The sequence below is a fragment of the Acinetobacter nosocomialis genome, assembly GCF_041021905.1.
Taxonomy (GTDB): domain Bacteria; phylum Pseudomonadota; class Gammaproteobacteria; order Pseudomonadales; family Moraxellaceae; genus Acinetobacter; species Acinetobacter nosocomialis.
Map to the genome: position 1 here is coordinate 3056706 of NZ_CP157432.1, position 22470 is coordinate 3079175.

The 22470-nt window shown below is 36.5% G+C and carries 18 protein-coding genes and 1 pseudogene; 9 read left to right on the forward strand and 10 right to left on the reverse strand.

Annotated features, from left to right (window positions below):
• Window positions 1-4: 4 nt before the first annotated feature.
• Window positions 5-343, reverse strand: coding sequence for a hypothetical protein (locus tag ABLC00_RS14260; protein WP_004885599.1), 339 nt, complete (start codon window positions 341-343; stop codon window positions 5-7).
• 445 nt (window positions 344-788) lie between these two features.
• A complete protein-coding gene (locus tag ABLC00_RS14265) occupies window positions 789-1727 on the reverse strand; it encodes a bifunctional helix-turn-helix transcriptional regulator/GNAT family N-acetyltransferase (protein ID WP_033846103.1) in 939 nt (312 codons plus the stop codon).
• Between the two features lie 476 nt (window positions 1728-2203).
• On the opposite strand from ABLC00_RS14265, the gene ABLC00_RS14270 reads away from it, so the two are divergent.
• Complete coding sequence (locus ABLC00_RS14270) at window positions 2204-2461, forward strand: YjhX family toxin (RefSeq protein WP_004885596.1); 258 nt, start codon at window positions 2204-2206, stop codon at window positions 2459-2461.
• Between the two features lie 33 nt (window positions 2462-2494).
• The gene (locus tag ABLC00_RS14275; protein ID WP_004885594.1) at window positions 2495-3001 is read left to right on the forward strand and encodes a GNAT family N-acetyltransferase; all 507 of its coding nucleotides are present in this window, start codon (window positions 2495-2497) and stop codon (window positions 2999-3001) included.
• A 69-nt stretch (window positions 3002-3070) separates the two neighbouring features.
• On the opposite strand, the gene posA is transcribed toward ABLC00_RS14275, so the two are convergent.
• Entirely contained in the window at window positions 3071-7069 is a 3999-nt protein-coding gene (gene posA / locus ABLC00_RS14280; protein WP_348941295.1) for a delta-poly-L-ornithine synthetase PosA, read from the reverse strand.
• A gap of 567 nt (window positions 7070-7636) precedes the next feature.
• On the opposite strand from posA, the gene ABLC00_RS14285 reads away from it, so the two are divergent.
• The 6 genes and pseudogenes from ABLC00_RS14285 to chrA all read left to right on the forward strand — a co-directional run bounded on the left by ABLC00_RS14285 (window position 7637) and on the right by chrA (window position 13858).
• Window positions 7637-8769, forward strand: a protein-coding gene (locus tag ABLC00_RS14285) for an IS3 family transposase (RefSeq protein ID WP_223235881.1) whose coding sequence is annotated in 2 segments (ribosomal slippage) — window positions 7637-7889 and window positions 7889-8769 — 1134 coding nt in all. Because the reading frame shifts where the segments join, the coding sequence is not laid out codon by codon here.
• Between the two features lie 204 nt (window positions 8770-8973).
• Window positions 8974-9493 (forward strand): annotated as a pseudogene (locus ABLC00_RS14290) (SgcJ/EcaC family oxidoreductase).
• A 386-nt stretch (window positions 9494-9879) separates the two neighbouring features.
• Window positions 9880-10167 carry a hypothetical protein gene (locus ABLC00_RS14295; protein WP_001131666.1) on the forward strand — a complete coding sequence of 96 codons (288 nt, stop codon included), beginning with the start codon at window positions 9880-9882 and terminating at the stop codon, window positions 10165-10167.
• 72 nt (window positions 10168-10239) lie between these two features.
• Window positions 10240-11118: a TIR domain-containing protein gene (locus ABLC00_RS14300; RefSeq protein ID WP_000027438.1), complete on the forward strand. Its 879-nt coding sequence runs from the start codon at window positions 10240-10242 to the stop codon at window positions 11116-11118.
• Window positions 11119-11451: 333 nt separating this feature from the next.
• Window positions 11452-12390, forward strand: a complete 939-nt coding sequence (locus ABLC00_RS14305; RefSeq protein WP_002065076.1) for a chromate resistance protein ChrB domain-containing protein — start codon at window positions 11452-11454, stop codon at window positions 12388-12390.
• 46 nt (window positions 12391-12436) lie between these two features.
• A complete protein-coding gene (gene chrA, locus ABLC00_RS14310; protein WP_002040866.1) occupies window positions 12437-13858 on the forward strand; it encodes a chromate efflux transporter in 1422 nt (473 codons plus the stop codon).
• Window positions 13859-13973: 115 nt separating this feature from the next.
• On the opposite strand, the gene ABLC00_RS14315 is transcribed toward chrA, so the two are convergent.
• The 4 genes from ABLC00_RS14315 to dmeF form a co-directional block, all read right to left on the reverse strand.
• A protein-coding gene (locus tag ABLC00_RS14315; RefSeq protein WP_223235881.1) for an IS3 family transposase occupies window positions 13974-15106 on the reverse strand; the annotation gives its coding sequence in 2 pieces (ribosomal slippage) (window positions 13974-14854 and window positions 14854-15106; 1134 coding nt in all).
• A gap of 553 nt (window positions 15107-15659) precedes the next feature.
• A complete protein-coding gene (locus ABLC00_RS14320; protein ID WP_000693745.1) occupies window positions 15660-17615 on the reverse strand; it encodes an alkyl/aryl-sulfatase in 1956 nt (651 codons plus the stop codon).
• 82 nt (window positions 17616-17697) lie between these two features.
• Window positions 17698-18830, reverse strand: a protein-coding gene (locus ABLC00_RS14325; protein WP_225367773.1) for an IS3 family transposase whose coding sequence is annotated in 2 segments (ribosomal slippage) — window positions 17698-18578 and window positions 18578-18830 — 1134 coding nt in all. Because the reading frame shifts where the segments join, the coding sequence is not laid out codon by codon here.
• Window positions 18831-18932: 102 nt separating this feature from the next.
• Window positions 18933-19868, reverse strand: a complete 936-nt coding sequence (gene dmeF, locus ABLC00_RS14330; RefSeq protein ID WP_001175951.1) for a CDF family Co(II)/Ni(II) efflux transporter DmeF — start codon at window positions 19866-19868, stop codon at window positions 18933-18935.
• Window positions 19869-19923: 55 nt separating this feature from the next.
• On the opposite strand from dmeF, the gene ABLC00_RS14335 reads away from it, so the two are divergent.
• Window positions 19924-20193 carry a metal/formaldehyde-sensitive transcriptional repressor gene (locus ABLC00_RS14335; RefSeq protein ID WP_000018740.1) on the forward strand — a complete coding sequence of 90 codons (270 nt, stop codon included), beginning with the start codon at window positions 19924-19926 and terminating at the stop codon, window positions 20191-20193.
• Between the two features lie 31 nt (window positions 20194-20224).
• On the opposite strand, the gene ABLC00_RS14340 is transcribed toward ABLC00_RS14335, so the two are convergent.
• From ABLC00_RS14340 to ABLC00_RS14350, 3 genes are all read right to left on the reverse strand, one after another.
• On the reverse strand, window positions 20225-20350 hold the full coding sequence (locus ABLC00_RS14340) for a YHYH domain-containing protein (protein WP_000733641.1): 126 nt from the start codon (window positions 20348-20350) through the stop codon (window positions 20225-20227).
• Between the two features lie 91 nt (window positions 20351-20441).
• Entirely contained in the window at window positions 20442-21749 is a 1308-nt protein-coding gene (locus ABLC00_RS14345; protein WP_000895211.1) for an MFS transporter, read from the reverse strand.
• Window positions 21750-21829: 80 nt separating this feature from the next.
• On the reverse strand, window positions 21830-22468 hold the full coding sequence (locus tag ABLC00_RS14350) for a hypothetical protein (RefSeq protein ID WP_000282061.1): 639 nt from the start codon (window positions 22466-22468) through the stop codon (window positions 21830-21832).
• Window positions 22469-22470 lie beyond the last annotated feature (2 nt).

The window sequence follows — 22470 nt, forward strand, 5'->3', positions numbered from 1 at the left end:
TATGCTATTTATTTGATATTTTATTAAAATATTCACGATCACGACTAAGCCTTATGTTGTTACTTAAATCAGTGCTAGACTCAAGCAACAATAAATTCAGAGAAGCTTTTGCATTTATACAATCTTCTCTCTGAAAATATTTACTAGTATTTTGATCACAAGCATTTTTTACTTTTTCACTTATCTGGGGATTCATTTTGTACCAGTTAATTGATCGATCTTTTTCCTTACGAGGCACACCTTCCACATTTTTTAAAACCTCTCTAATCGGATCACGACTACACCCAGAAAATAAAAATATTACTCCTGTCAAAATTAATATTATTTTGTATAGCTTATTCACCTCTCACCCCTGTTTTTTCTAATTTTCAACAATTAATGCATTAAATATGCCAAATAAAAAAAACATAATTCAAAGATATTCATTTAAAAAATGCACAAAAATATACTAATATTGCACTGTAATGATCCTTTCTAGCTTCTTTTTTTAGCAATCATTTTAAAATATAGGAAAAATTTAACCTTATAATTAACTATTTTTTATATACATATACACTAAGTATTTAAAAAAATATTCTCATTGACAAATTTAACTAAGGTAAATAGTAGAGAAATACAGATGTGGAAAGCCCCTTTTCTATAGAGGCTTTTTTTCAATTAAGTATTATTTACTTATGAACCCAAGGCACAGCTGGTGAACCAATCCAAGCAGATTTAGTCAGAATATTTTTGCCTTTCATGACCAATATTTATTTGTTCGATTTTTATAATACGGTCTTAACAAGAATCTATCGGGTAAATTGCTGCTCAAGCATGGTTTTCCCCCATTGATTTCCTTCCCATTCTTTTGTCAATTTAAAACCGAACGACTCATAAAGTTTACGAGCTGCGTCAAGACCACTAAATGTCCATAATTGCACAGCAGAGAATTCTTTTTGATCGCAAAAAGTTATAGCTTCTGCTAATAATCTTTTTCCAATACCACTACCTTGATATCCATCCTCAAGAATAAACCAACGTAAATGAGCTTCATTATTTCCTAAATCTTGGCCATCTATAGCTACAGATCCAATAATCTGATCATTATGTATAGCAAGCCAAATGTTATTATTTTCGTCATGCAGTCGTTCCGAAAACTCAGCAAGACCTAATGCAACTTTACCTTCAAAAAAATGTCCAAAGCCATAGTTTTTTGCATAATATCTTCCATGCATTTCTGCGATGCGGCCAATCATTCCAGCACGATATCCAGACACTATCTCAATATTTTTACTTACCTCAACAATTGGGTTAGTTCTACAAGCAACTAAAGCTTTTGCATATGATGTAAGACCTTGAGCAATTTGTTTCTGTTCAAATGGTTCTGAATTTTCTATAGCGCGAATTACCCTCATTTCACCATATGCATTTATTTTTTTAACCGTATTACGCCCTTTATCAGTCAATTGAAGTGATTTAGATCTACCATCATTTATTGCTTGAACTTCTTTAATTTCATCAGCTTCTATTAATTTACTGAGCATTCGACTTACACTAGATTTTTCCAATCCTAAGATTTGTGCTAACTGGATAGCAGTTATAGCACCATAATTTTCAATCTCTAACAATGTATGAACTGCTGAAGGTGAATAGTCTGTAGCAGCAAGAGTGGCATTCATAAATCCAAGTTCCCGAACCATAATTCGTGAAGATCTACGAATTTCCTCAATTAATTTGCGATCTATCATGCGAACACCTCCAAATATAGTTGCATTATACAACTATATTTGGAGGTTTTAGTCAATTATTATTTACGGGTTAATTCAAGTAACGTCTTACGAATGAAACGTAGCTAAACTACAAGGAGCAGGACAAAAGCAATTAATCACAGGTATGCATATCGGAAAATCAGGATTTGTGTATATCCATTTTATAGAACAAAAAAGATAGATATCAAATTTCATATTTAAATGAATGTCATTAACCTCATAATGAATATTCTATGAATATAAAAAACATTTGTTATTAAGTGATATATACAGTTAATATATTCTTTAAATAAAAGTATCCCCCTTCTAAAAGAGGTTTATATGTTGGAGATAGTAATCATCTGATAATCACTCTCAATTTTTACTATTGAGTTGATTATCAATGTCGCAATTTTTCTGTGGTCATGTTTCTGATCACCTCTATTTGCACGTTTGATTATTATCAAGGCTCCAACATGAATCTTTCAAAGTTCGAACAACGAACTCTCCATGTCCTTGCCAAAGGCGGACATATTAAATACCAACGTAATACATCAGGCACAGTCTATTTCGTTGAATGCTATACACGAGAAGGTTTCGTGCTATCTGATTGTTCCTTAGATGTATTTAAAAAGCTAAAAGCAAAACGTTTAATCAAGTCTAAAAATAGCCAACCTTATCAAATTACATTGTTAGGGCTACAGACTGTTCGTCCTCAACTAGACAACCGTTGATATAAGTTGCTATTTATTAAGAGAAAGAAAAATATGAATATTATAATTCGAGATGAACAACCCGAAGATATTAAAAATATCGAAGAGTTAACCAAAGCAGCGTTTCTGAATGCAGAACATTCTAGCCACACCGAACAATTTATTGTGAATAGCCTTCGCAAACATAAGCAACTCACGATTTCTTTGGTCGCCACAGAAAACGACTTAATTGTAGGTCATGTGGCTATTTCACCAGTTACAATCACGTCAGGTGAAACTGGCTGGTATGGCCTAGGCCCTATATCTGTATGCCCAAATAAACAAGGAATTGGCATTGGTTCTCTTTTAATGAATGCAGCACTTCAAAAGTTGAAAGAATTAGGTGGAAAAGGTTGCGTTCTATTAGGTGATCCAAATTATTACAGTCGATTTGGTTTTAAATCATATTCAGATTTAAATTTACCTGATGTTCCAAATGAATACTTTCAAGCTATAAGTTTCAGCAAATATATTCCCTCAGGAGAAGTTTCTTATCATGAAGCATTTATGGCAACTGAATAAATAAGTTCACTTCCAACACATAATAAAAAGCCTCTATTTATAGAGGCTTTTTATTAACTTAATACTTAATTATTTATGAACCCAAGGAACGGCTGGTGAACCAATCCAAGCAGATTTAGCCGGAATGTTTTCACCTTTCATGACCAATGTTAATGGACCTAACACAGCATGGTTGCTTACGTTGGCATTATACAAAATAATACTGCGTGTATTTACCACAACATCGTTACCGATATTCACTTGCCCGATTTTCATAATACGGTCTTCAAACAAGTGAGTTTGTGGGCCCGAGAAGCTATTAAACTCAGCACGGTCACCGATGCTTACACAGTCAAATTCTGTAATATCAGCCGTATCCATATAAACATCTTTACCAATGCGAACACCTAAAATACGCAAGAAGAATGGCAGCATTGGCGTTCCTCTCAAGTAGTTTAAGAAGTTAGGAATCGCAACTGACTCATATAAGCTCGTGATCCCTTCACTTAACCATACAAACATGGTCCACATTGGAGCTGAACGTGGTTGATAACGACCAATCAAAATCCACTTCAACAATGCAACAATAACGAAGCAGCCTACACCATAGAGCAAACCAGCAAGCGTTAAAGCCAACAAACCAGTTGGAATGTTGTATTTGTTAATAACATCAATAATCTCAAGCACAATCATATAACCCACACCAATCGCAAGAGCGGCAGGTAATACAACACGAAGGCCTTCAATAAAACCACGCATTAAACGGCGCTTGATACTTGGCAAGAATGTTAAATGATCTGGATATTTCTCAGCAGCTTCACGTGCAGGTAATAACAATGGTGGAGAACCAAACCAAGTTTGTCCATCATACAGTTCACGGTTATCTGGTGATTTAGATTGCACGCCAATTAAGACGTTGTCTGGTAACACGGTACCATCAGCAATATAAGCACTGTTTCCGACAAAACTACGGTTACCAATTTTGGTCGATTTTAATGTCATCCAGCCGCCTTTGATTTCTTCATCACCTAGCATCACAGCATCGGCAATAAAGCTTTCTTCACCCAAAGTCAGCATTTCTGGAATAACACCGTTTGCGGTAGAAATTTCGGTATTTTTACCTACTTTTGCACCGAGCATACGGAACCATGTTGGCGCATAAATGGTCGCAAACAAGCCATGTAAAGTTTGTAAGCTTGTTTCCAAGATTTGAGACGCAAACCATTTACGATAATACGTGCCGCCATGAACCGCATAGGTTCCAGTTTCAAGACGAGGCAATGCAATTTTACGAATGACTGAAGAAATAACAGCAGTAATCATCATCATCATTGCACTAGCTGGAATCGCTAAAATGAAATAGTAAAGTGCGATTTGCAAATGGTCGTTGGTACTAATATTAAAGACGTTTGCATCTAACCAGTCGACCAAAAGGAAGCTTGGGAAAATTGGAATAAAGAACAGACAGGCAATAATTAATGCGCTAATTCCATAATATGCATATTCAGCAATTTTACGAATAAACGATAATTTTGGACGCTCTGGCAATTTAGCGTGTTCGTCCACATGCCCAATTTTCTTCGCAGGTGTACCATCCCAAATTTCTCCGGCTGGTACCACTGTGTCATATTCAATTGAGGTTAAGGCATTTACATGAGCTTGTTTTTCTAACACTGTATTTTCTTCTAATACAGCATAAGAACCCACATAACTATCTTCTTTTAAGTGAATTGAGCCTAATACCAAGTGACCATGTTCGACTTTGGCATTTTCCAAGTTTACTTGAGAACCAATGCTCACCCCATCTTCAACAGTAAGTAAAGATGGCATACGAATATGTACTGAACTAATCGTTACGTCATGGCCGATTTTCGCACCAAGCGCTTTCAAATATAAGTTAAGTAAAGTTGAACCTGACAAAAGATAGACTGGTGAAATATTGCTAATACGGTCTGCTAACCACCAACGGAAATAAGTTAATCCCCATAATGGATATTGCCCTGCACCAACGCCTGTCATTAATAATCGTTTTACCGTAATTGAAACCACAAAACTGGCAATAATTACGCTGATATAAACCAATAAAGACATCGCGATTGCATTTGGAATACTATCTCGTGTTCCACCGGTAAAATAATGATAGGTAAAGAATGGCGCTAACCACTGCAAGATATTAATCGAGATTAAAACTGGAATAGTAATAAACTGAGCAATACCACATAACCACTTATAAGTTTGGTTACGAGGGTTATCTTGTCCAATCTGGCTATCAAATACAGTAGGCGTTGGTTGCTCTAGCATGAGTGCAGCAATTGCCCCAACCCTTCTCGCTTGATATAAGTTTTGAATAGTTAAGTGGCTATATTCCGGATGTTCACGTAGGTTCGAAATTAAAACCGCCGCTAGCAGTGAATGCCCACCTAGGTCATCAAAGAAATCTGAGTCGAGTTTAATCGGCATGTTTGGAAACAAGCGATTTAAAATTCCAAATAAAACTTCTTCGGCCAGGTTCTGTGGTTGGTCAGATTCACTTCGATCAATCACACTGGTGAGTGGTCGTGCTTTTAAAGCCTTACGGTCAATTTTTCCTGACAATAAACGCGGAACTTCTTCAATAATCTCAAAACGGTTTGGCACCATATAAGGTGGTAATCGTTGGCTGAGATTATGGCGAATCTCTTTAATTTCGATTGCTTTCTTTGCATCAATTTCTGGTGCAATAAACGCAATGAGCTGGTCAATACCGTCTTCAGGACGAAGAATAACTGCCGCAGTACCAATACCTTCAATATCGCAAAGCGCAGCTTCGATCTCACCGAGTTCAACACGGAAACCACGAATTTTTACCTGATCGTCGGCACGTCCCAAGCAATGTACTTGTCCAAATTCATCAATTTTAGCCAAGTCACCAGTACGATAGAGCGATTGTTCATCTGGACCTTCTGCCCAAGGGTTTTGAATAAACTTATCAGCCGTTAAATCAGGTCTGCCTAAATATCCTTCTGCCACACTTGGCCCGAAAATACAGAGCTCACCTGTTTCACCTTGGGGTAGTAATTCTCTTTCAGCGTTTATGACCAACATGCCATAGTTTGGTAAAGGCTTACCAATCGTAACGAGTTTGCCACGCTCCAATGCCTCAAGACTTGCTGTAACCGTAGTCTCAGTTGGACCATACGTATTAAACATTTTGTGATGAGGCAATGCCCAACGGTCAACTAGTGAATCCGGGCACATTTCCCCACCTAAGTTAATAATTCTTAAGTTAGGTACATCTTCTGGGAATAAAGCAAGTAATGTCGGTACAGCATGCAATACCGTAATGTTTTCTTGCTTTAATGTTTGGCATAAACGTTCAGGGTCACTCACAAGTGACTTAGGTGCAATCCACAATGTTGCACCAACCAAGTAAGAAAGCCAGATCTCTTCAAACGACATGTCAAAAGCAACAGAAAAGCCTTGATAGACTTTATCTTGCTCTTCAATACCCAAAACATTATTTTCACTACGTAAAAAGTGGCAAATATTTCTTTGGGTAATCACGATCCCTTTCGGCTTACCTGTTGAACCGGATGTATAAATGATATACGCAGGTTGTTCTGGGGTCGTTTTAGCTAAAGGAATATTTTCACTGAGCGGCTTTTGCAATTCAGTATTGGTCCACTTTGTTTGTGGTACTTCATCTAAATGTGCATACCATTCATCTGTAGTAATCATTCCTACAGCTTCGGCATCTTCAAGGCAAACTGCTATACGGTCAGCCGGCGTATCCATATCGAATGGAAGCCATGCTGCACCACTTAAACAAATTGCCAACTGAGCTTTTAAAAGCTCAATACCACGAGGCAACCATAACCCAACAATATGACCTGGTTTTACCCCTCTTATCGTCAAATGCTGAGCCATGATTAAAGCTTGCTGATATAACTCACCATAACTCAACGTTTTATCTGCTTCAATTAAAGCCGTCTTATCAGGAAGAGTTTGTGCAGTATGGACAAAAATATCGGCCAAGACTTCATGCTGCAAAAATTCCGGATGATACTTTCCACGAATAATATTATTCGTGTTTGTTACAAACTGGTTCATTTTTATACTCTCTTTAATTTTCTGATTTGGCTCAAATGAAGTCATGTTTGTTTTTGTGACCCATTAAAGAAATCAAGATATGTCATAAATTAAATAATTGAACTTAAATCAAGATTAAAGTTTTAGTTTTAAAGTCTATTTAATAATATATAAATTCCGATTGTTTAGGCTCATTTTTTCTAAAAAAATTAAGCTCTTAGCTACAATATTTTAATTTCACCACACTAATCAGGATGAAAAACGTACAAAAACAGCCAAGTAAAAACCTATAATTCACAAGATTTATATAACTCTAATTTTAATAAAACTAATAAATGCTATCCGATATACAAATTCTCCATATTTTAAACTTAATTGATTCATTGTGAACATTTAAAAAGTCCTAAAAATGGAAAATTCTATTTAAATTTTTAGAGGGTATTTAGTTATTAACAATATATTAAAGTCATTATGAGTCATTTCTATTTATCTTATATTTTAGAGGTGGATCAGGAAATTTGAACAACACTTATAAGTGATATTTTGCTCCCCAAATGATGTTATAAACATCAATATATGGAGTATTTTATGGCACGTAGACCAAGAAGAAATCATTCAAATGATTTTAAAGCTAAGGTAGCACTTGCTGCGATTAAAGCAGAAAAAACACTTGCTGAATTGAGTGCTGAATTTGATGTTCATCAAAACCAAATTATCGACTGGAAAAATCAACTGATTTCAGCTTCCTCGCAAGCTTTCGATCAATCAAAAGCTCCAACAGAACCACCCATCGATCTAAAAAAACTACATGCAAAAATCGGTGAGCAGGCATTAGAAATTGATTTTTTAGAAGGTGTGTTGAAGAAACTGGGCCGCTTCAACCACAAAAGTTAATCGATGACTCACTTCAGATTTCAGTATCTAAGCAAGCTCAGCTGCTGAAAGTCTCCCGTGGTTGTTATTACTATCGCCCAAAACCTGTGAGTGCATCAGATCTGAAGCTGATGCGCTGTATGGATGAGTTACATATGCAATACCCTTTTGCAGGTAGCCGTATGATGCGTGATTTGTTGAATCGTCAAGGACATCATATAGGACGACGTCATACACGTACTTTAATGAAGAAAATGGGCATTAATGCGTTATATTGCAAACCAAATTTAAGCCAGGCTAATCAAGCTCACCGCAAATATCCATATCTGCTCAAAGGATTGGCTATTCAGCGCAGTAATCAAGTGTGGTCTACGGATATAACGTATATCCCTATGGCAAAAGGCTTTGTTTATTTATGTGCTGTGATTGATTGGCATAGCCGCAAGGTACTTGCGCATAGAGTATCGATTAGTATGGAGGTTACATTTTGCATAGAAACATTAAATGAAGCTATTGAAAAATATGGTCGACCTGAAATATTTAATACAGACCAAGGCAGTCAGTTTACCAGTGATGCATTTATTGATGTATTGAAATCAAATGGCATTCAAATCAGTATGGATGGTAAAGGTCGATGGGTTGATAATGTGATGGTTGAACGATTATGGCGGAGCGTTAAATATGAAGAGGTGTATCTCAAAGCCTACAGCAATGTTTTGGATGCGAAGAAGCAATTAAACGCATATTTTGAATTTTATAATTTGAAACGACCTCATTCGAGTCTGGACAAAATGACTCCAGATGAGTTTTACTATGACCAGCTACCACAACAAAATAAGGTAGCTTAACTAGAGCAGAGTATCACTTATAAATAAGCTTTTAGTTGTTCAAACATGTGGGACCACCTCTTTTTATCTGTATTTTTCTAAAAAACCTTTGCGATTGCTTAACTCAAGCTTACATATATTTAATATCGTTTAGTTATGAGGGAACACTCCATATTTTGCGCTGCAAGTATTGTTTGTTTATATAGAATCTCAAACATATGAAGAATGAGAGCTGCTGTTACGTTTAAGCAGGTCGAAGTCCCTTCATTTATAATACATTGAAAATAGACTTAAGAACTTAAATAGTAGGGATCATATGAGTCAACACATAATAAACCCAGAAGACATTCCCCTAGCATTTCAAGCCACTTGGAATAATCATGATATGAAGGCCTTTGCAGCGCTTTTTCATCAAGATGCGACTTTTGTTAATCGTTTCGGTCATTACGTTAAAGGCATTAATGAAATTATTGCTCTTCACCAGCCTATTCATGAAACCATTTATAGCGATTCAACACTAGAGAATGAGCTCATAGACGTCACCTCTTTAACTAATGATATCTGTATTTCACATTTTTGGAGTCGTCTAACCGCAGGCTTAGCTCATCCTCAGGGTCCCCATCAAATTGATACCCTTCTTCTCACCGTCCTTGTTAAGCAAAATAACTCTTGGTGTATTCAGGCGCTAGAAAATGTGACTTTAACTAACCCACGCACAGGAGAGATCATACTTAGAAATTTATGAAACAGAGCAATATAATTTTTTAAGTAATTTATAGACATAAAAAAAAGCCCTTGTCATTAACAAGGGCTTTTAAGAATTTTGGCGGAAGCGGTGTTAGTCAAATTAAACAACCAAACCACTGATAAACATACAAAAAATAATTTAATTTTAGTTTTTTACTGTTATTTTTACTACAATAAAATTTCAACCAATCATTTGTTTATATTTCATTCACCTGACACTATTCTTGCTTAGTAAGCTAATGATTGTAAATTACAAATCATCTTAAACTACCCATTCTAAGACAGTTCATGTAATTTTACCTCAATTAAGAGTTCATTCGAGAATATATTCAATTAGAAGATTTTATATTCCCCGCCCCACGTAGTGGTGAAATGCTTTCCGACATGCCATTGACTACACTAATCAAGCGTATGCATGAACAAGAACTAAAAAATGGCTTAGGCTATATTGATCCAAAACAGAATCGTATAATTACCACACATGGCTTTCGGTCTACTTTTCGTGACTGGTCTGCGGAAAAAACTAATTATGCGCGTGAAGTCTGTGAACATGTATTAGCGCACAAACTACCAGATAAAGTTGAAGCTTCTTACTTGCGTGGAGATTATCTAGATAAACGTAAAGAATTAATGGCAGATTGGGCAGAGCACTGCTCTACGCTTACAGAGTGATGTAACACATAAACCTTGTATTTCGCCTAACCAAATAATAATCTTACCCTTTATATTTATCATAGAGCCAACATGTCAATACAAACTATAAGCAGTACCATAACAAGGTTAAATAAGGAGTTAGCAGATATTACTCATCGAATGAGCTTAGAGCAGAAAAAGGGAGCTGATATAATTTCTAAAATTTTACAAATTCAAAATTCTATCGGGAAGACAACTAGCCCCTCTACATTAAAAACAAAGTTATCAGAAATTAGTAGGAAAGAACAAGAAAACGCTCGTATACAATCAAAACTTTCAGACTTACAAAAGAAAAAGATTGATATTGATAATAAGCTGCTGAAAGAAAAGCAGAACCTTATAAAAGAAGAAATACTGGAAAGAAAAAAATTAGAGGTCCTGACTAAAAAACAGCAGAAAGACGAAATTGAACATCAAAAGAAGCTGAAACGTGAAATTGATGCTATTAAAGCTTCTACCCAATATATTACTGATGTTTCAATATCATCTTACAACAATACAATACCTGAGACGGAACCAGAATATGATTTGTTTATTTCACACGCTTCAGAAGATAAAGAAGATTTTGTCAGACCGCTTGCAGAGACATTACAGCAACTTGGAGTAAACGTTTGGTACGATGAATTCACGTTAAAAGTTGGGGACAGTTTACGTCAAAAAATTGATAGTGGTCTCCGAAACTCTAAATACGGTACCGTTGTTCTTTCAACTGACTTTATTAAGAAAGACTGGACCAACTATGAACTTGATGGCTTAGTAGCTCGAGAAATGAATGGCCATAAAATGATTTTACCGATTTGGCACAAAATTACTAAAAATGACGTTTTAGATTATAGTCCGAATTTAGCCGATAAAGTCGCCTTAAATACTTCTGTAAATAGTATTGAGGAAATTGCCCATCAATTAGCTGATGTTATCTTAAATCGATAAGCGCCTTCTAAAAATTAAAATTTTGACTGAGATTTACAAATAACCTAATTCTCAGTCAACTTTTGAACACCCTACAATTTAGACACTTTACAATCAATAATTTAATTATAACTAAAACAATTTTTTTTGTGATGAGTAATACTGAATTCACAAATATTGATGTATATTGAAACAATAAAACCAAATAATTTATATAAAATCAAAAACTTAAAAAATTCTTCTTTAGCCATTTCCGCCCTTTAATATTTCTTTTGATATAAGAAATCGATTCTTCATATTTGTATCCAAGCCAAATTAATGTTATATATTTAACAAATAAGTTGAGTATACAACATGAAAATATCTTTACTCATATCCTCTTTGCCTACACAGAACACATCTACACGTATGAGAGTATGGCGTTCTCTTAAAGCAAGTGGAGCCGCAATCCTTAGAGATGGTGTGTATTTACTTCCCATTTCTCATAGCGAGAAATTTGATCCTATTGCAAGTGACGTTATTTCAGAGCAAGGCTCTGCGTATGTATTCCATGCGGAGCAGCCTTTAAACCTTGAATTAGCTCCTTTCTTCAGTCGAAAAGAAGAATACGATGTCCTCTATAAACAACTCTCTGAGTTAAGAGATCGTCAATCTAAAGATGAAAAGAAAGAGCTGCTCAAGCAAATCCGTAAATTAAGAAAAAGTATCGATGCACTCGTAGAAATTGACTATTACCCCGATGAGACTCAAGCACAGGTACTAAATGAACTTTCTGCTTTAGAGCTTTCAATAGCTCGACTTGGTGAAGTGAATGAGCCTCAAGCAATACAAGCACATATTCAACTTCTAGATAAAAATAGTTATCAAAACAAAATATGGGCAACTCGTAAGAGACCTTGGATTGATCGTCTAGCCTCTGCATGGCTAATCAAGACTTTTATTGATTCAACTCCTACATTTATTTGGTTAGAAACACCAAGTGAATGTCCAGAAGAAGCTTTAGGATTCGATTTTGATGGTGCAGCTTTCAGTCATATCAATCACTGGGTTACCTTCGAAGTTCTTTTACATAGTTTTAATTTAGAAACACCTGCTTTGAAAAAAATTGCAGAGATTGTCCACTATCTTGATATTGGCGGGATTGAGCCACCCGAAGCTTCAGGCATAGAAACCGTCTTTGCAGGAATACATGAAAACATTACAGATGATGACCAATTATTAGTCGCATCAAATGCAATCTTTAATGGCCTATTGTCTAGCTTTAATAAAAATAGCTCTGTACTGAATGATTAAACGCATCAAATACTTTTTAAATTTCAAAAATTTAGGTGAAATAGCAATGAATACAAATGAAGATTCCACTGCTTTAGCTGAAAGCATTCCCCCACATGAACTTCATGGTGTTTCATTTCGTGAAGCTTTTTGGGTATGGCTTAAAGTAGCTGCGCTTAGCTTTGGTGGACCTGCGGGGCAAATCGCAGTAATGCATAAAATTTTAGTTGAAGAGAAACAATGGATTAGTGAAACGCGTTTTTTACATGCCTTAAATTACTGTACACTTGTTCCTGGTCCTGAAGCACATAAGTTGGCTGTATACATAGGTTGGTTATTACACCGAACACGTGGCGGACTCGTTGCGGGTACTCTCTTTATTTTACCGGGTCTACTTGCATTAGGAATACTAAGCTGGATTTATGCAAGTTATGGTCAGATTAGTATTGTTCAAGCATTATTCTTTGGATTAAAAGCAGCCGTACTTGCAGTAGTTCTTGAAGCTGTCATGCGTGTAGGTCGTCGAGCCTTAAAAAACAAGGTGATGGTCATTGTCGCTATCTTGTCATTTATCGGCATCTTTATCTTTGCTTTGCCTTTTCCATTTATTATTTTAGTTGCTGCGCTTATCGGTTACATCGGAAATAAAAGTGGAAGTAAAGCATTTAACGCCTCCTCATCTCATTCTGACGCTAATAGCTCTAATGCTTCATTAGCAGCTATTGATGCTGCTTTTGCTAAGCAGATCCCAGAGCATGTACAACCTTCCCATACAAGAGCTCTAAAAATTACTCTCATTGGTTTGGTCTTATGGCTCGGCCCACTTATAGCTTTTATTACTTTAATGGGCAAAGATAATGTTTATACGCATATCGCTCTATTCTTCAGCAAAATGTCCGTACTTACGTTTGGTGGTGCTTATGCAATTTTATCTTATGTTGCACAGCAAGCCGTCGAAAACTTCCATTGGCTTAAACCTAGTGAAATGCTGATCGGACTTGGTATGGCTGAAACCACCCCTGGCCCCCTGATTAGTGTAGTTCAGTTTGTAGGCTTTATGGCAGCGTATCGAGACCCAGGATCATTGAATCCTGCCTTGGCTGGTACTCTTGGAGGTATATTAGCGAAATGGGTAACATTTGTACCCTCTTTTCTATTCATTTTTATTGGTGCTCCATATATTGAAGCATTAAGAAATAATAAGGCTTTAAATGCCATACTTTCGACAATTACAGCAGCTGTTGTTGGAGTGATCCTTAATCTATCAGTGTGGTTTGCATTACATACATTATTTGCTGAAGTTAATGTAATTCATAAATATGGAATGGTTTTACAAGTTCCAGTTTTATCCAGCATTAACCCATGGTCACTAATGTTATCAATCATAGCTATGCTTGCTTTATTCCGTTTCAAACTTGGAATGATGACTACTTTAGCTGGTTGCTGCGCTATAGGAATTATTCTTCACTTTTTCGGGATAAGCGGCTAATCACTTATAACTATATAAAAATGTTTTAGTTGGACTTATTTGTCCAACTAAAACAGAGGTGGTCCCACATGTTTGAACAACTAAAAGCTTATTTATAAGTGATACTCTGCTCTAGTTAAGCTACCTTATTTTGTTGTGGTAGCTGGTCATAGTAAAACTCATCTGGAGTCATTTTGTCCAGACTCGAATGAGGTCGTTTCAAATTATAAAATTCAAAATATGCGTTTAATTGCTTCTTCGCATCCAAAACATTGCTGTAGGCTTTGAGATACACCTCTTCATATTTAACGCTCCGCCATAATCGTTCAACCATCACATTATCAACCCATCGACCTTTACCATCCATACTGATTTGAATGCCATTTGATTTCAATACATCAATAAATGCATCACTGGTAAACTGACTGCCTTGGTCTGTATTAAATATTTCAGGTCGACCATATTTTTCAATAGCTTCATTTAATGTTTCTATGCAAAATGTAACCTCCATACTAATCGATACTCTATGCGCAAGTACCTTGCGGCTATGCCAATCAATCACAGCACATAAATAAACAAAGCCTTTTGCCATAGGGATATACGTTATATCCGTAGACCACACTTGATTACTGCGCTGAATAGCCAATCCTTTGAGCAGATATGGATATTTGCGGTGAGCTTGATTAGCCTGGCTTAAATTTGGTTTGCAATATAACGCATTAATGCCCATTTTCTTCATTAAAGTACGTGTATGACGTCGTCCTATATGATGTCCTTGACGATTCAACAAATCACGCATCATACGGCTACCTGCAAAAGGGTATTGCATATGTAACTCATCCATACAGCGCATCAGCTTCAGATCTGATGCACTCACAGGTTTTGGGCGATAGTAATAACAACCACGGGAGACTTTCAGCAGCTGAGCTTGCTTAGATACTGAAATCTGAAGTGAGTCATCGATTAACTTTTGTGGTTGAAGCGGCCCAGTTTCTTCAACACACCTTCTAAAAAATCAATTTCTAATGCCTGCTCACCGATTTTTGCATGTAGTTTTTTTAGATCGATGGGTGGTTCTGTTGGAGCTTTTGATTGATCGAAAGCTTGCGAGGAAGCTGAAATCAGTTGATTTTTCCAGTCGATAATTTGGTTTTGATGAACATCAAATTCAGCACTCAATTCAGCAAGTGTTTTTTCTGCTTTAATCGCAGCAAGTGCTACCTTAGCTTTAAAATCATTTGAATGATTTCTTCTTGGTCTACGTGCCATAAAATACTCCATATATTGATGTTTATAACATCATTTGGGGAGCAAAATATCACTTATAAGTGTTGTTCAAATTTCCTGATCCACCTCTAAAATATAAGCTTGGCAAAACAAATATTGAGCTCTTAAACTATCGGATATTGATATGATCATCATGACCTATATATTTACTCAATATAATCATCAAATAGTGCAATCAAGTTAACCTAATATAAAAGCTTATTTTCAATAAAAAACACATCATAATACCCCCTTGCCTTTTAACCACAAAAATATTGAAGTTATTATTTAGAAGCAATTAATAGAAAAATAAACAAATCTTTTTTAAACAAGCTACTAATAAAAATATCTCCATCGAAAATAAAGTATAAAAATTCAAAAACCATTTAATAAAGTATCAATAGAGTTAAAATACATATAGCTTACTTTTAATTTTAAAGAGGAATACAAGAAATAATTTCTTGTATTCCTGTTATAAGATTGGGAGAACCAAGTTGATAATTTCACCCATTTCTTTGGATCTATTAATTTAAGTTTCGACTTTACTTATTTGAGCTTAGCCATTTGGTCGAGTCACAATCGGGAAAATTGAATCTGGACGTTTAAACATTGCAAAGAATTTTCCAATTTTCAGTGGATTACCTTTGACTTTACTGTCTTTAGAAAGCAGGACTTTTACCCCTTCTATTTGACCTGTAATCATTTTTAGATATAAGGGCTTGGTTAAGGTTAATGTAGGGCAATCCAATGCCAAATCTTTACTTTCATCATAACGCTTAAACTGCATGACTGAGTTTTCAACCCATAATGAAAAATGCTCTTTGGTATCCGACAAAACCAGATTGATACACTGGTTTTCATTTTTTAAATTTTCCACATCTAAATTTGTCGCCATAGCTTCAAGAAATCTTTCAGTTGGTGTATGAATCAATAAATCACTCGGATCAGAAGTATTTTGTAGGGGTACATTATTTTGTAGCTCTTGAGCGCCCACCAAAAAGAAATTACGCCAAGTTGAAGCCTCAGCAGCATAGCCCAATTGACGATAAGTATTCGCCAATAAGTCTTTTGCTTGTTGGTTTTGAGGGTTATTCAACACAATATGTTTTAAAATCTCGGCAGCCCATCTATAGTCAGCTTGAGCGTAGGCATCCCGCGCATTTTTCAATGCATTGTTCTCCCCACCTGCTAACTCAATATATTTTTTTGCAACAGCTTTAGGGGGTAATGGATCTAAATTGGAAGGATGGGCATCGAACCATCCCATATAATATTGGTATACTGCTTTTACATTATGTTTTAGGGTTCCATAATAGCCATGAGCATATAGTTTTTGATCAAGTGCCGCTGGAAGCTTAATTTTTTCGGCAATTTCAGCGCCATTAAAACCAGAGTTCATATATCTCACCGTCTGATCATGCGTGAACTTATAAACATCTCGCTGGGTTTTAATAAAATCTTGAATATTGTCATTGCCCCAGACAGGCCAATGATGCTGTGCAATCAATACATCGGATGCTTTGGCATGCTGCATTGCTTGGTCTAGATAGCCCACCCATTTTAAGGCATCACGGACTTTAGCACCCCGAAGGGTATAAAGATTATGCATGGTATGAGATAGAATTTCTGCGCCGTTATAAAGTTTCAATGATGGGATAGAGAACGTTAATTCTGCTGGTGCTTCTGAACCCGGCACGTTATAAAACACAAAATCCAAGCCATCAACCGTCATTTTCTGTTCTGGTTGAGTGATCAGTTGTGTAGGCTCAAGGATGCCCATTTTTCCCACAGCAACAGCCTTACCTAAACCTGTATCCACCAATCCTTCCGCATTTTTAGGTAGAAAAGTTCCATACATATAAGTCGCACGACGTATCATGGCTGAACCTGCCATCACATTTTCACTGGTCGCTTCTTCCATAAAGCCTTTTGGCGCAATAATTGGAGTTTTTCTAGCGTTAATTTCTTCGCTAGAAAGAACGCCTAATGCACCACCAAAATGATCGATATGGCTATGGGTAAAGATAATGGCTGAAATTTTTTGCTCACCTAAATGCTGTCTAGCAAATTTAAGTGCTGCTTCAGCCGTTTCTTTAGAGGTTAATGTATCCACAATAATCCAGCCAGTATCACCCTGAATGATGGTCATATTTGCCAAATCAAAACCACGAATTTGCCAAACTCGATCTGTTACTTTAAATAGCCCAACATTGTTGTTTAATTTTGCTTGTCGCCATAGAGTGGGATTAACGGTATTTGGTGCTTGATCTTGTAAAAAACTAAATGCATCAAAATCCCAGATAACATTGCCTTTCTCACTTTTAATTTGACCTGTTGGCTTGGCAATAAAGCCCTTTTGAGCCTGATTAAACTCAGTCATATCCTCTAAGTTATACTTCGCCTTATATGTATTATTTGATTCAATGACCGCTTTTTCTACTACAGTATTTGCTGCAAAAACAGAAAATGGCAGAATAAGCATCAATGAAACTGTTAAAAACTTAATTTTCATCTTCTTTCCTTTTTTTAAATAAGAGGTGGTCCCACATGTTTGAACAACTAAAAGCTTATTTATAAGTGATACTCTGCTCTAGTTAAGCTACCTTATTTTGTTGTGGTAGCTGGTCATAGTAAAACTCATCTGGAGTCATTTTGTCCAGACTCGAATGAGGTCGTTTCAAATTATAAAATTCAAAATATGCGTTTAATTGCTTCTTCGCATCCAAAACATTGCTGTAGGCTTTGAGATACACCTCTTCATATTTAACGCTCCGCCATAATCGTTCAACCATCACATTATCAACCCATCGACCTTTACCATCCATGCTGATTTGGATGTCATTTGATTTCAATACATCAATAAATGCATCACTGGTAAACTGACTGCCTTGGTCTGTATTAAATATTTCAGGTCGACCATATTTTTCAATAGCTTCATTTAATGTTTCTATGCAAAATGTAACCTCCATACTAATCGATACTCTATGCGCAAGTACCTTGCGGCTATGCCAATCAATCACAGCACATAAATAAACAAAGCCTTTTGCCATAGGGATATACGTTATATCCGTAGACCACACTTGATTACTGCGCTGAATAGCCAATCCTTTGAGCAGATATGGATATTTGCGGTGAGCTTGATTAGCCTGGCTTAAATTTGGTTTGCAATATAACGCATTAATGCCCATTTTCTTCATTAAAGTACGTGTATGACGTCGTCCTATATGATGTCCTTGACGATTCAACAAATCACGCATCATACGGCTACCTGCAAAAGGGTATTGCATATGTAACTCATCCATACAGCGCATCAGCTTCAGATCTGATGCACTCACAGGTTTTGGGCGATAGTAATAACAACCACGGGAGACTTTCAGCAGCTGAGCTTGCTTAGATACTGAAATCTGAAGTGAGTCATCGATTAACTTTTGTGGTTGAAGCGGCCCAGTTTCTTCAACACACCTTCTAAAAAATCAATTTCTAATGCCTGCTCACCGATTTTTGCATGTAGTTTTTTTAGATCGATGGGTGGTTCTGTTGGAGCTTTTGATTGATCGAAAGCTTGCGAGGAAGCTGAAATCAGTTGATTTTTCCAGTCGATAATTTGGTTTTGATGAACATCAAATTCAGCACTCAATTCAGCAAGTGTTTTTTCTGCTTTAATCGCAGCAAGTGCTACCTTAGCTTTAAAATCATTTGAATGATTTCTTCTTGGTCTACGTGCCATAAAATACTCCATATATTGATGTTTATAACATCATTTGGGGAGCAAAATATCACTTATAAGTGTTGTTCAAATTTCCTGATCCACCTCTAACCATTCAATAATTCAAATAAAATGTATTTCAACACTTGCATGCACAATTTCTTCATGGATAGAGAGTGCCTGTTTCACTACATCTGGTGTTAAATCTACACCTGTACTCTCTAAAGCCAAGATGCAAGAAAACTTGCCTCTACCAACTTTCCAAACATGTAAATCAGTAATATTAACTTGAGGAAATTCCTCTATAACCTCTTTGATTTCATCAACCACAGGGTGAGACATTTCTGCATCGAGTAGTGTCTTTCCTGTCTCATTTAATAATCCCCATGACCATTTAGCGACAAGAATAGCTCCAACTACACCTAATAGTGCATCTAAGAAACTCCAACCAAAATATTTCCCCGCAAACAATGCAACAATTGCCAATACAGAAGTAACCGCATCAGCTACTACATGCAGAAACGCCGCCTTTTGATTTAAGTCATGATGATCGTGGTGGTGGTCGTGTTCATGGTGATGATCATGCTCGTGGTGATGGTGGTGGCCTCCGTCATGTAATAACCATGCACAAACCAAGTTTACCAATAAACCAACAATTGCAATTGGTATTGCCTCATTGTAATGAATATTCACGGGATTCATTAATCGATCGATAGATTGAATACCCATTAAAAGTGCTACAACCATAAGTAAAATAGCACTACTGTACCCTGCTAGAATCTCAATTTTCCAAGTACCAAAACTAAATCGCTGATCATGAGCATAATGTCGGGCCATTCGATATGCGAAATAAGCTAAGCCGAGAGCAACCATATGTGAACTCATATGCCAGCCATCTGCGAGTAAGGCCATCGAATTAAAAATCCATCCCCCCAATATCTCTAGTACCATCATGATTGCTGTAAGAATTGTCGCAATCAGTATTTTCTTTTGTGCTAAAGGATTTCCTTCATCGAATTGATGAGAATGACGACGATCTAAGTTACTATGAAGTTGCATAAATTTTATCTTTCCAAGATACTCCCCCCAGTATATATTTTTTTTAGGAAAAATCATGTCTCATTTGCATCAAGATAAAAAAATACTTAATCGCATCAAGCGGATTCAAGGACAGGTTACTTCTGTTGAAAAGTCATTATTAACACCTGAAAGCTCTTGTCTTGAAGTATTACAACAAGTTGCAGCAATTAAAGGTGCTGTTAATGGGTTAATGCAGCAACTTCTTGAACAACATTTAAGAGAACATGTATTGAAAGGGGATCAAAATTTTGATGAAGAAGAAATGAAACAGTACTTATTATTATTAGATCGTTATTCAAAATGAGTAGAACAAAATGTTCTACTCATTTTTATTATTAATGGCAGTGACGATCCCCTGTCTTGCTATTCGTGTGGCAGCCTGAAGAATCAGTACCACCTGAATGAGCAAAAGCATTTGTTACCGCAAGCCCCATTAAACATACCAAGATTAGTTTTTTCATGTTGTTCCCCTTTTTTTATTGAACAATAAAATAAGCTTATAATTGTACAACAAACAAACGGAATCTTTCTAAGTCATTAGTCGAAAAAGAGTTATTTAGGCCACTTTTCATGATAGTCATCAATAATATATTCATGGACGTGTACTCCATTGATTCGATGCTGCTGCAAATGCTCATGATCTGGAGGTAAATCATCATGACTGTGGGGTAAAAGAGCCTCATCCTGTGATGGCCACAAACGCATTGCAAGTAATAAAGAAATCGTTGCAATCACTGCCATCGGTATAAAAGTTTGTAATGTTCCTATGTTAGTAGTGAGCCATCCAACCAAGGGATAAGTCACTAACCAGCAAGCATGTGAAAACGCAAATTGCGCTGCGAATAGAGAGGTCCTACTCTCACTCGATGCAGATTTTCGAATCAAACGGCCTGTAGGTGTTTGTGAAACAGAATATCCAATACCAAGCACAAACCAAAGTACAAGCAAACCATTATAAGATGTAATGAAATAACCACTTAACAGCCCAATTACAAGAATTGTTGTTCCCGTCAACATCACTGATCGATCTGGGAACTTATCCAATATCTTAGGCAAAATGAAAGCCGAAAGCATTGAACCAAATCCAAATAAACCAAAAGCCCAAGTAGTCGCATTTTCAGTTAGCTTAAATGTCGATTGAACCAATACCACGGTATTTACAATCACTACAGCGCTTGCTGACGCAATTGCTAAATTGAGAGCAAGCAATGCTTTAAGTCTAGGCGTATTAAAATAAATTTTAGCTCCCTGCTTAATACGGCTATAAACACCTCTAAACGCAGGTACTTTGGCAACTGGTAATTTCGCACTTACCACAAACAAAGCAGAACCGATAAAACCTAATACCGTTCCCAAAAATAAGTTGTGATAACTCATCAAAGTTAATAAAAATGCCGCGAGCATCGGACTAATAATATTTTCTAAATCATAGGCCAATCGTGATAATGATAGCGCATTGGTATAGTCTTTTTCTTCAGGTAAAACATCTGGAATCATTGCCTGAAATGTTGGTGTAAATGCAGCAGAAGCAGATTGCAAAATAAAAATGAGAATATAAATTTGCCAAATTTGTGTCACAAACGGTAGACACAATGCTGTTAATGCTCGAATAACATCTAGCCCAACCAATACTTTTTTTCTTGGTAATCGCTCAGCAAATGCAGATGCTATAGGCGCTACACCGATATAAGCAATCATCTTAATTGCCAATGCAATACCAAGAACTTGGGCTGCTTCCCCCTTTGCAATATCGTACGCCTGTAAAGCTAGGGCGATTGTGATTAACCCCGTTCCGATTAGCGCTATTACTTGGGCCAAAAACAAATGCCGATATGTTGTGTTTTTTAGTACTTCTAGCATCTTATGGATTCCTTTTAGAACCTGACTTCTTTAGCAATTGAATCTCCTTGGAATATTATTCCAAGGAGATTGATCAAAACTTAAAAGACTTTCTTCATTTCACTAAACTGCCCTTCTACAAGTAGAGTTACAGTCACTGGATTTTCCGTACGGTTACGCCAGAACCAACCATGCTTGCCATCAAAAGCTGCCTTTAAGACACCCTGCTGAGTTGTTTCATTCTTTCCTTTTCCATAGCCATGATAGAACCCTTTAGGAGCGTTCACTGGATCACCATGGGTATCATAATTAAGACCACCTCCAACAGCTTTCCAGTCAAAGTTGACACTTGCACTTTGTGGCATCGTCAGTTTCACTTCGGTTGCTTGGCCCGGTTTAAGCTCAATACTAATGCTCTCTTTATTAATAGCAGGCATAATCATTTGAGCATTATCAGTTGCCGTTTGAGTCGAAGTTTCTACTGATATTTGTTCAACACTATTCACTGCCTGTGCAGCATTGATACCATTTTCTGACTCTTCAGTTAGTGATTGTTTGATTTCTCCCATTTTCGTTAAACCAAGCACTTTACCCATACCTGTCGGATCAATTGCATACTCCGCAGGCATGACACAGGTAACTAGCACAATAACGGCACTTACGGCAGCAATTGCTGTTGATTTAATTAACTTTTTTGATGAAGGTAATTCGATATCTTTTGGAATTTCAGCGTTATACATAA

Coding starts and splice junctions, on each gene's coding strand:
- ABLC00_RS14265 (WP_033846103.1), bottom strand. CDS start 1,727: ATGATAGATCGCAAATTAATTGAGGAAATTCGTAGATCTTCACGAATT.
- ABLC00_RS14270 (WP_004885596.1), top strand. CDS start 2,204: ATGAATCTTTCAAAGTTCGAACAACGAACTCTCCATGTCCTTGCCAAA.
- ABLC00_RS14275 (WP_004885594.1), top strand. CDS start 2,495: ATGAATATTATAATTCGAGATGAACAACCCGAAGATATTAAAAATATC.
- posA (WP_348941295.1), bottom strand. CDS start 7,069: ATGAACCAGTTTGTAACAAACACGAATAATATTATTCGTGGAAAGTAT.
- ABLC00_RS14295 (WP_001131666.1), top strand. CDS start 9,880: ATGCCATTGACTACACTAATCAAGCGTATGCATGAACAAGAACTAAAA.
- ABLC00_RS14300 (WP_000027438.1), top strand. CDS start 10,240: ATGTCAATACAAACTATAAGCAGTACCATAACAAGGTTAAATAAGGAG.
- ABLC00_RS14305 (WP_002065076.1), top strand. CDS start 11,452: ATGAAAATATCTTTACTCATATCCTCTTTGCCTACACAGAACACATCT.
- chrA (WP_002040866.1), top strand. CDS start 12,437: ATGAATACAAATGAAGATTCCACTGCTTTAGCTGAAAGCATTCCCCCA.
- ABLC00_RS14320 (WP_000693745.1), bottom strand. CDS start 17,615: ATGAAAATTAAGTTTTTAACAGTTTCATTGATGCTTATTCTGCCATTT.
- dmeF (WP_001175951.1), bottom strand. CDS start 19,868: ATGCAACTTCATAGTAACTTAGATCGTCGTCATTCTCATCAATTCGAT.
- ABLC00_RS14335 (WP_000018740.1), top strand. CDS start 19,924: ATGTCTCATTTGCATCAAGATAAAAAAATACTTAATCGCATCAAGCGG.
- ABLC00_RS14340 (WP_000733641.1), bottom strand. CDS start 20,350: ATGAAAAAACTAATCTTGGTATGTTTAATGGGGCTTGCGGTAACAAAT.
- ABLC00_RS14345 (WP_000895211.1), bottom strand. CDS start 21,749: ATGCTAGAAGTACTAAAAAACACAACATATCGGCATTTGTTTTTGGCC.
- ABLC00_RS14350 (WP_000282061.1), bottom strand. CDS start 22,468: ATGTATAACGCTGAAATTCCAAAAGATATCGAATTACCTTCATCAAAA.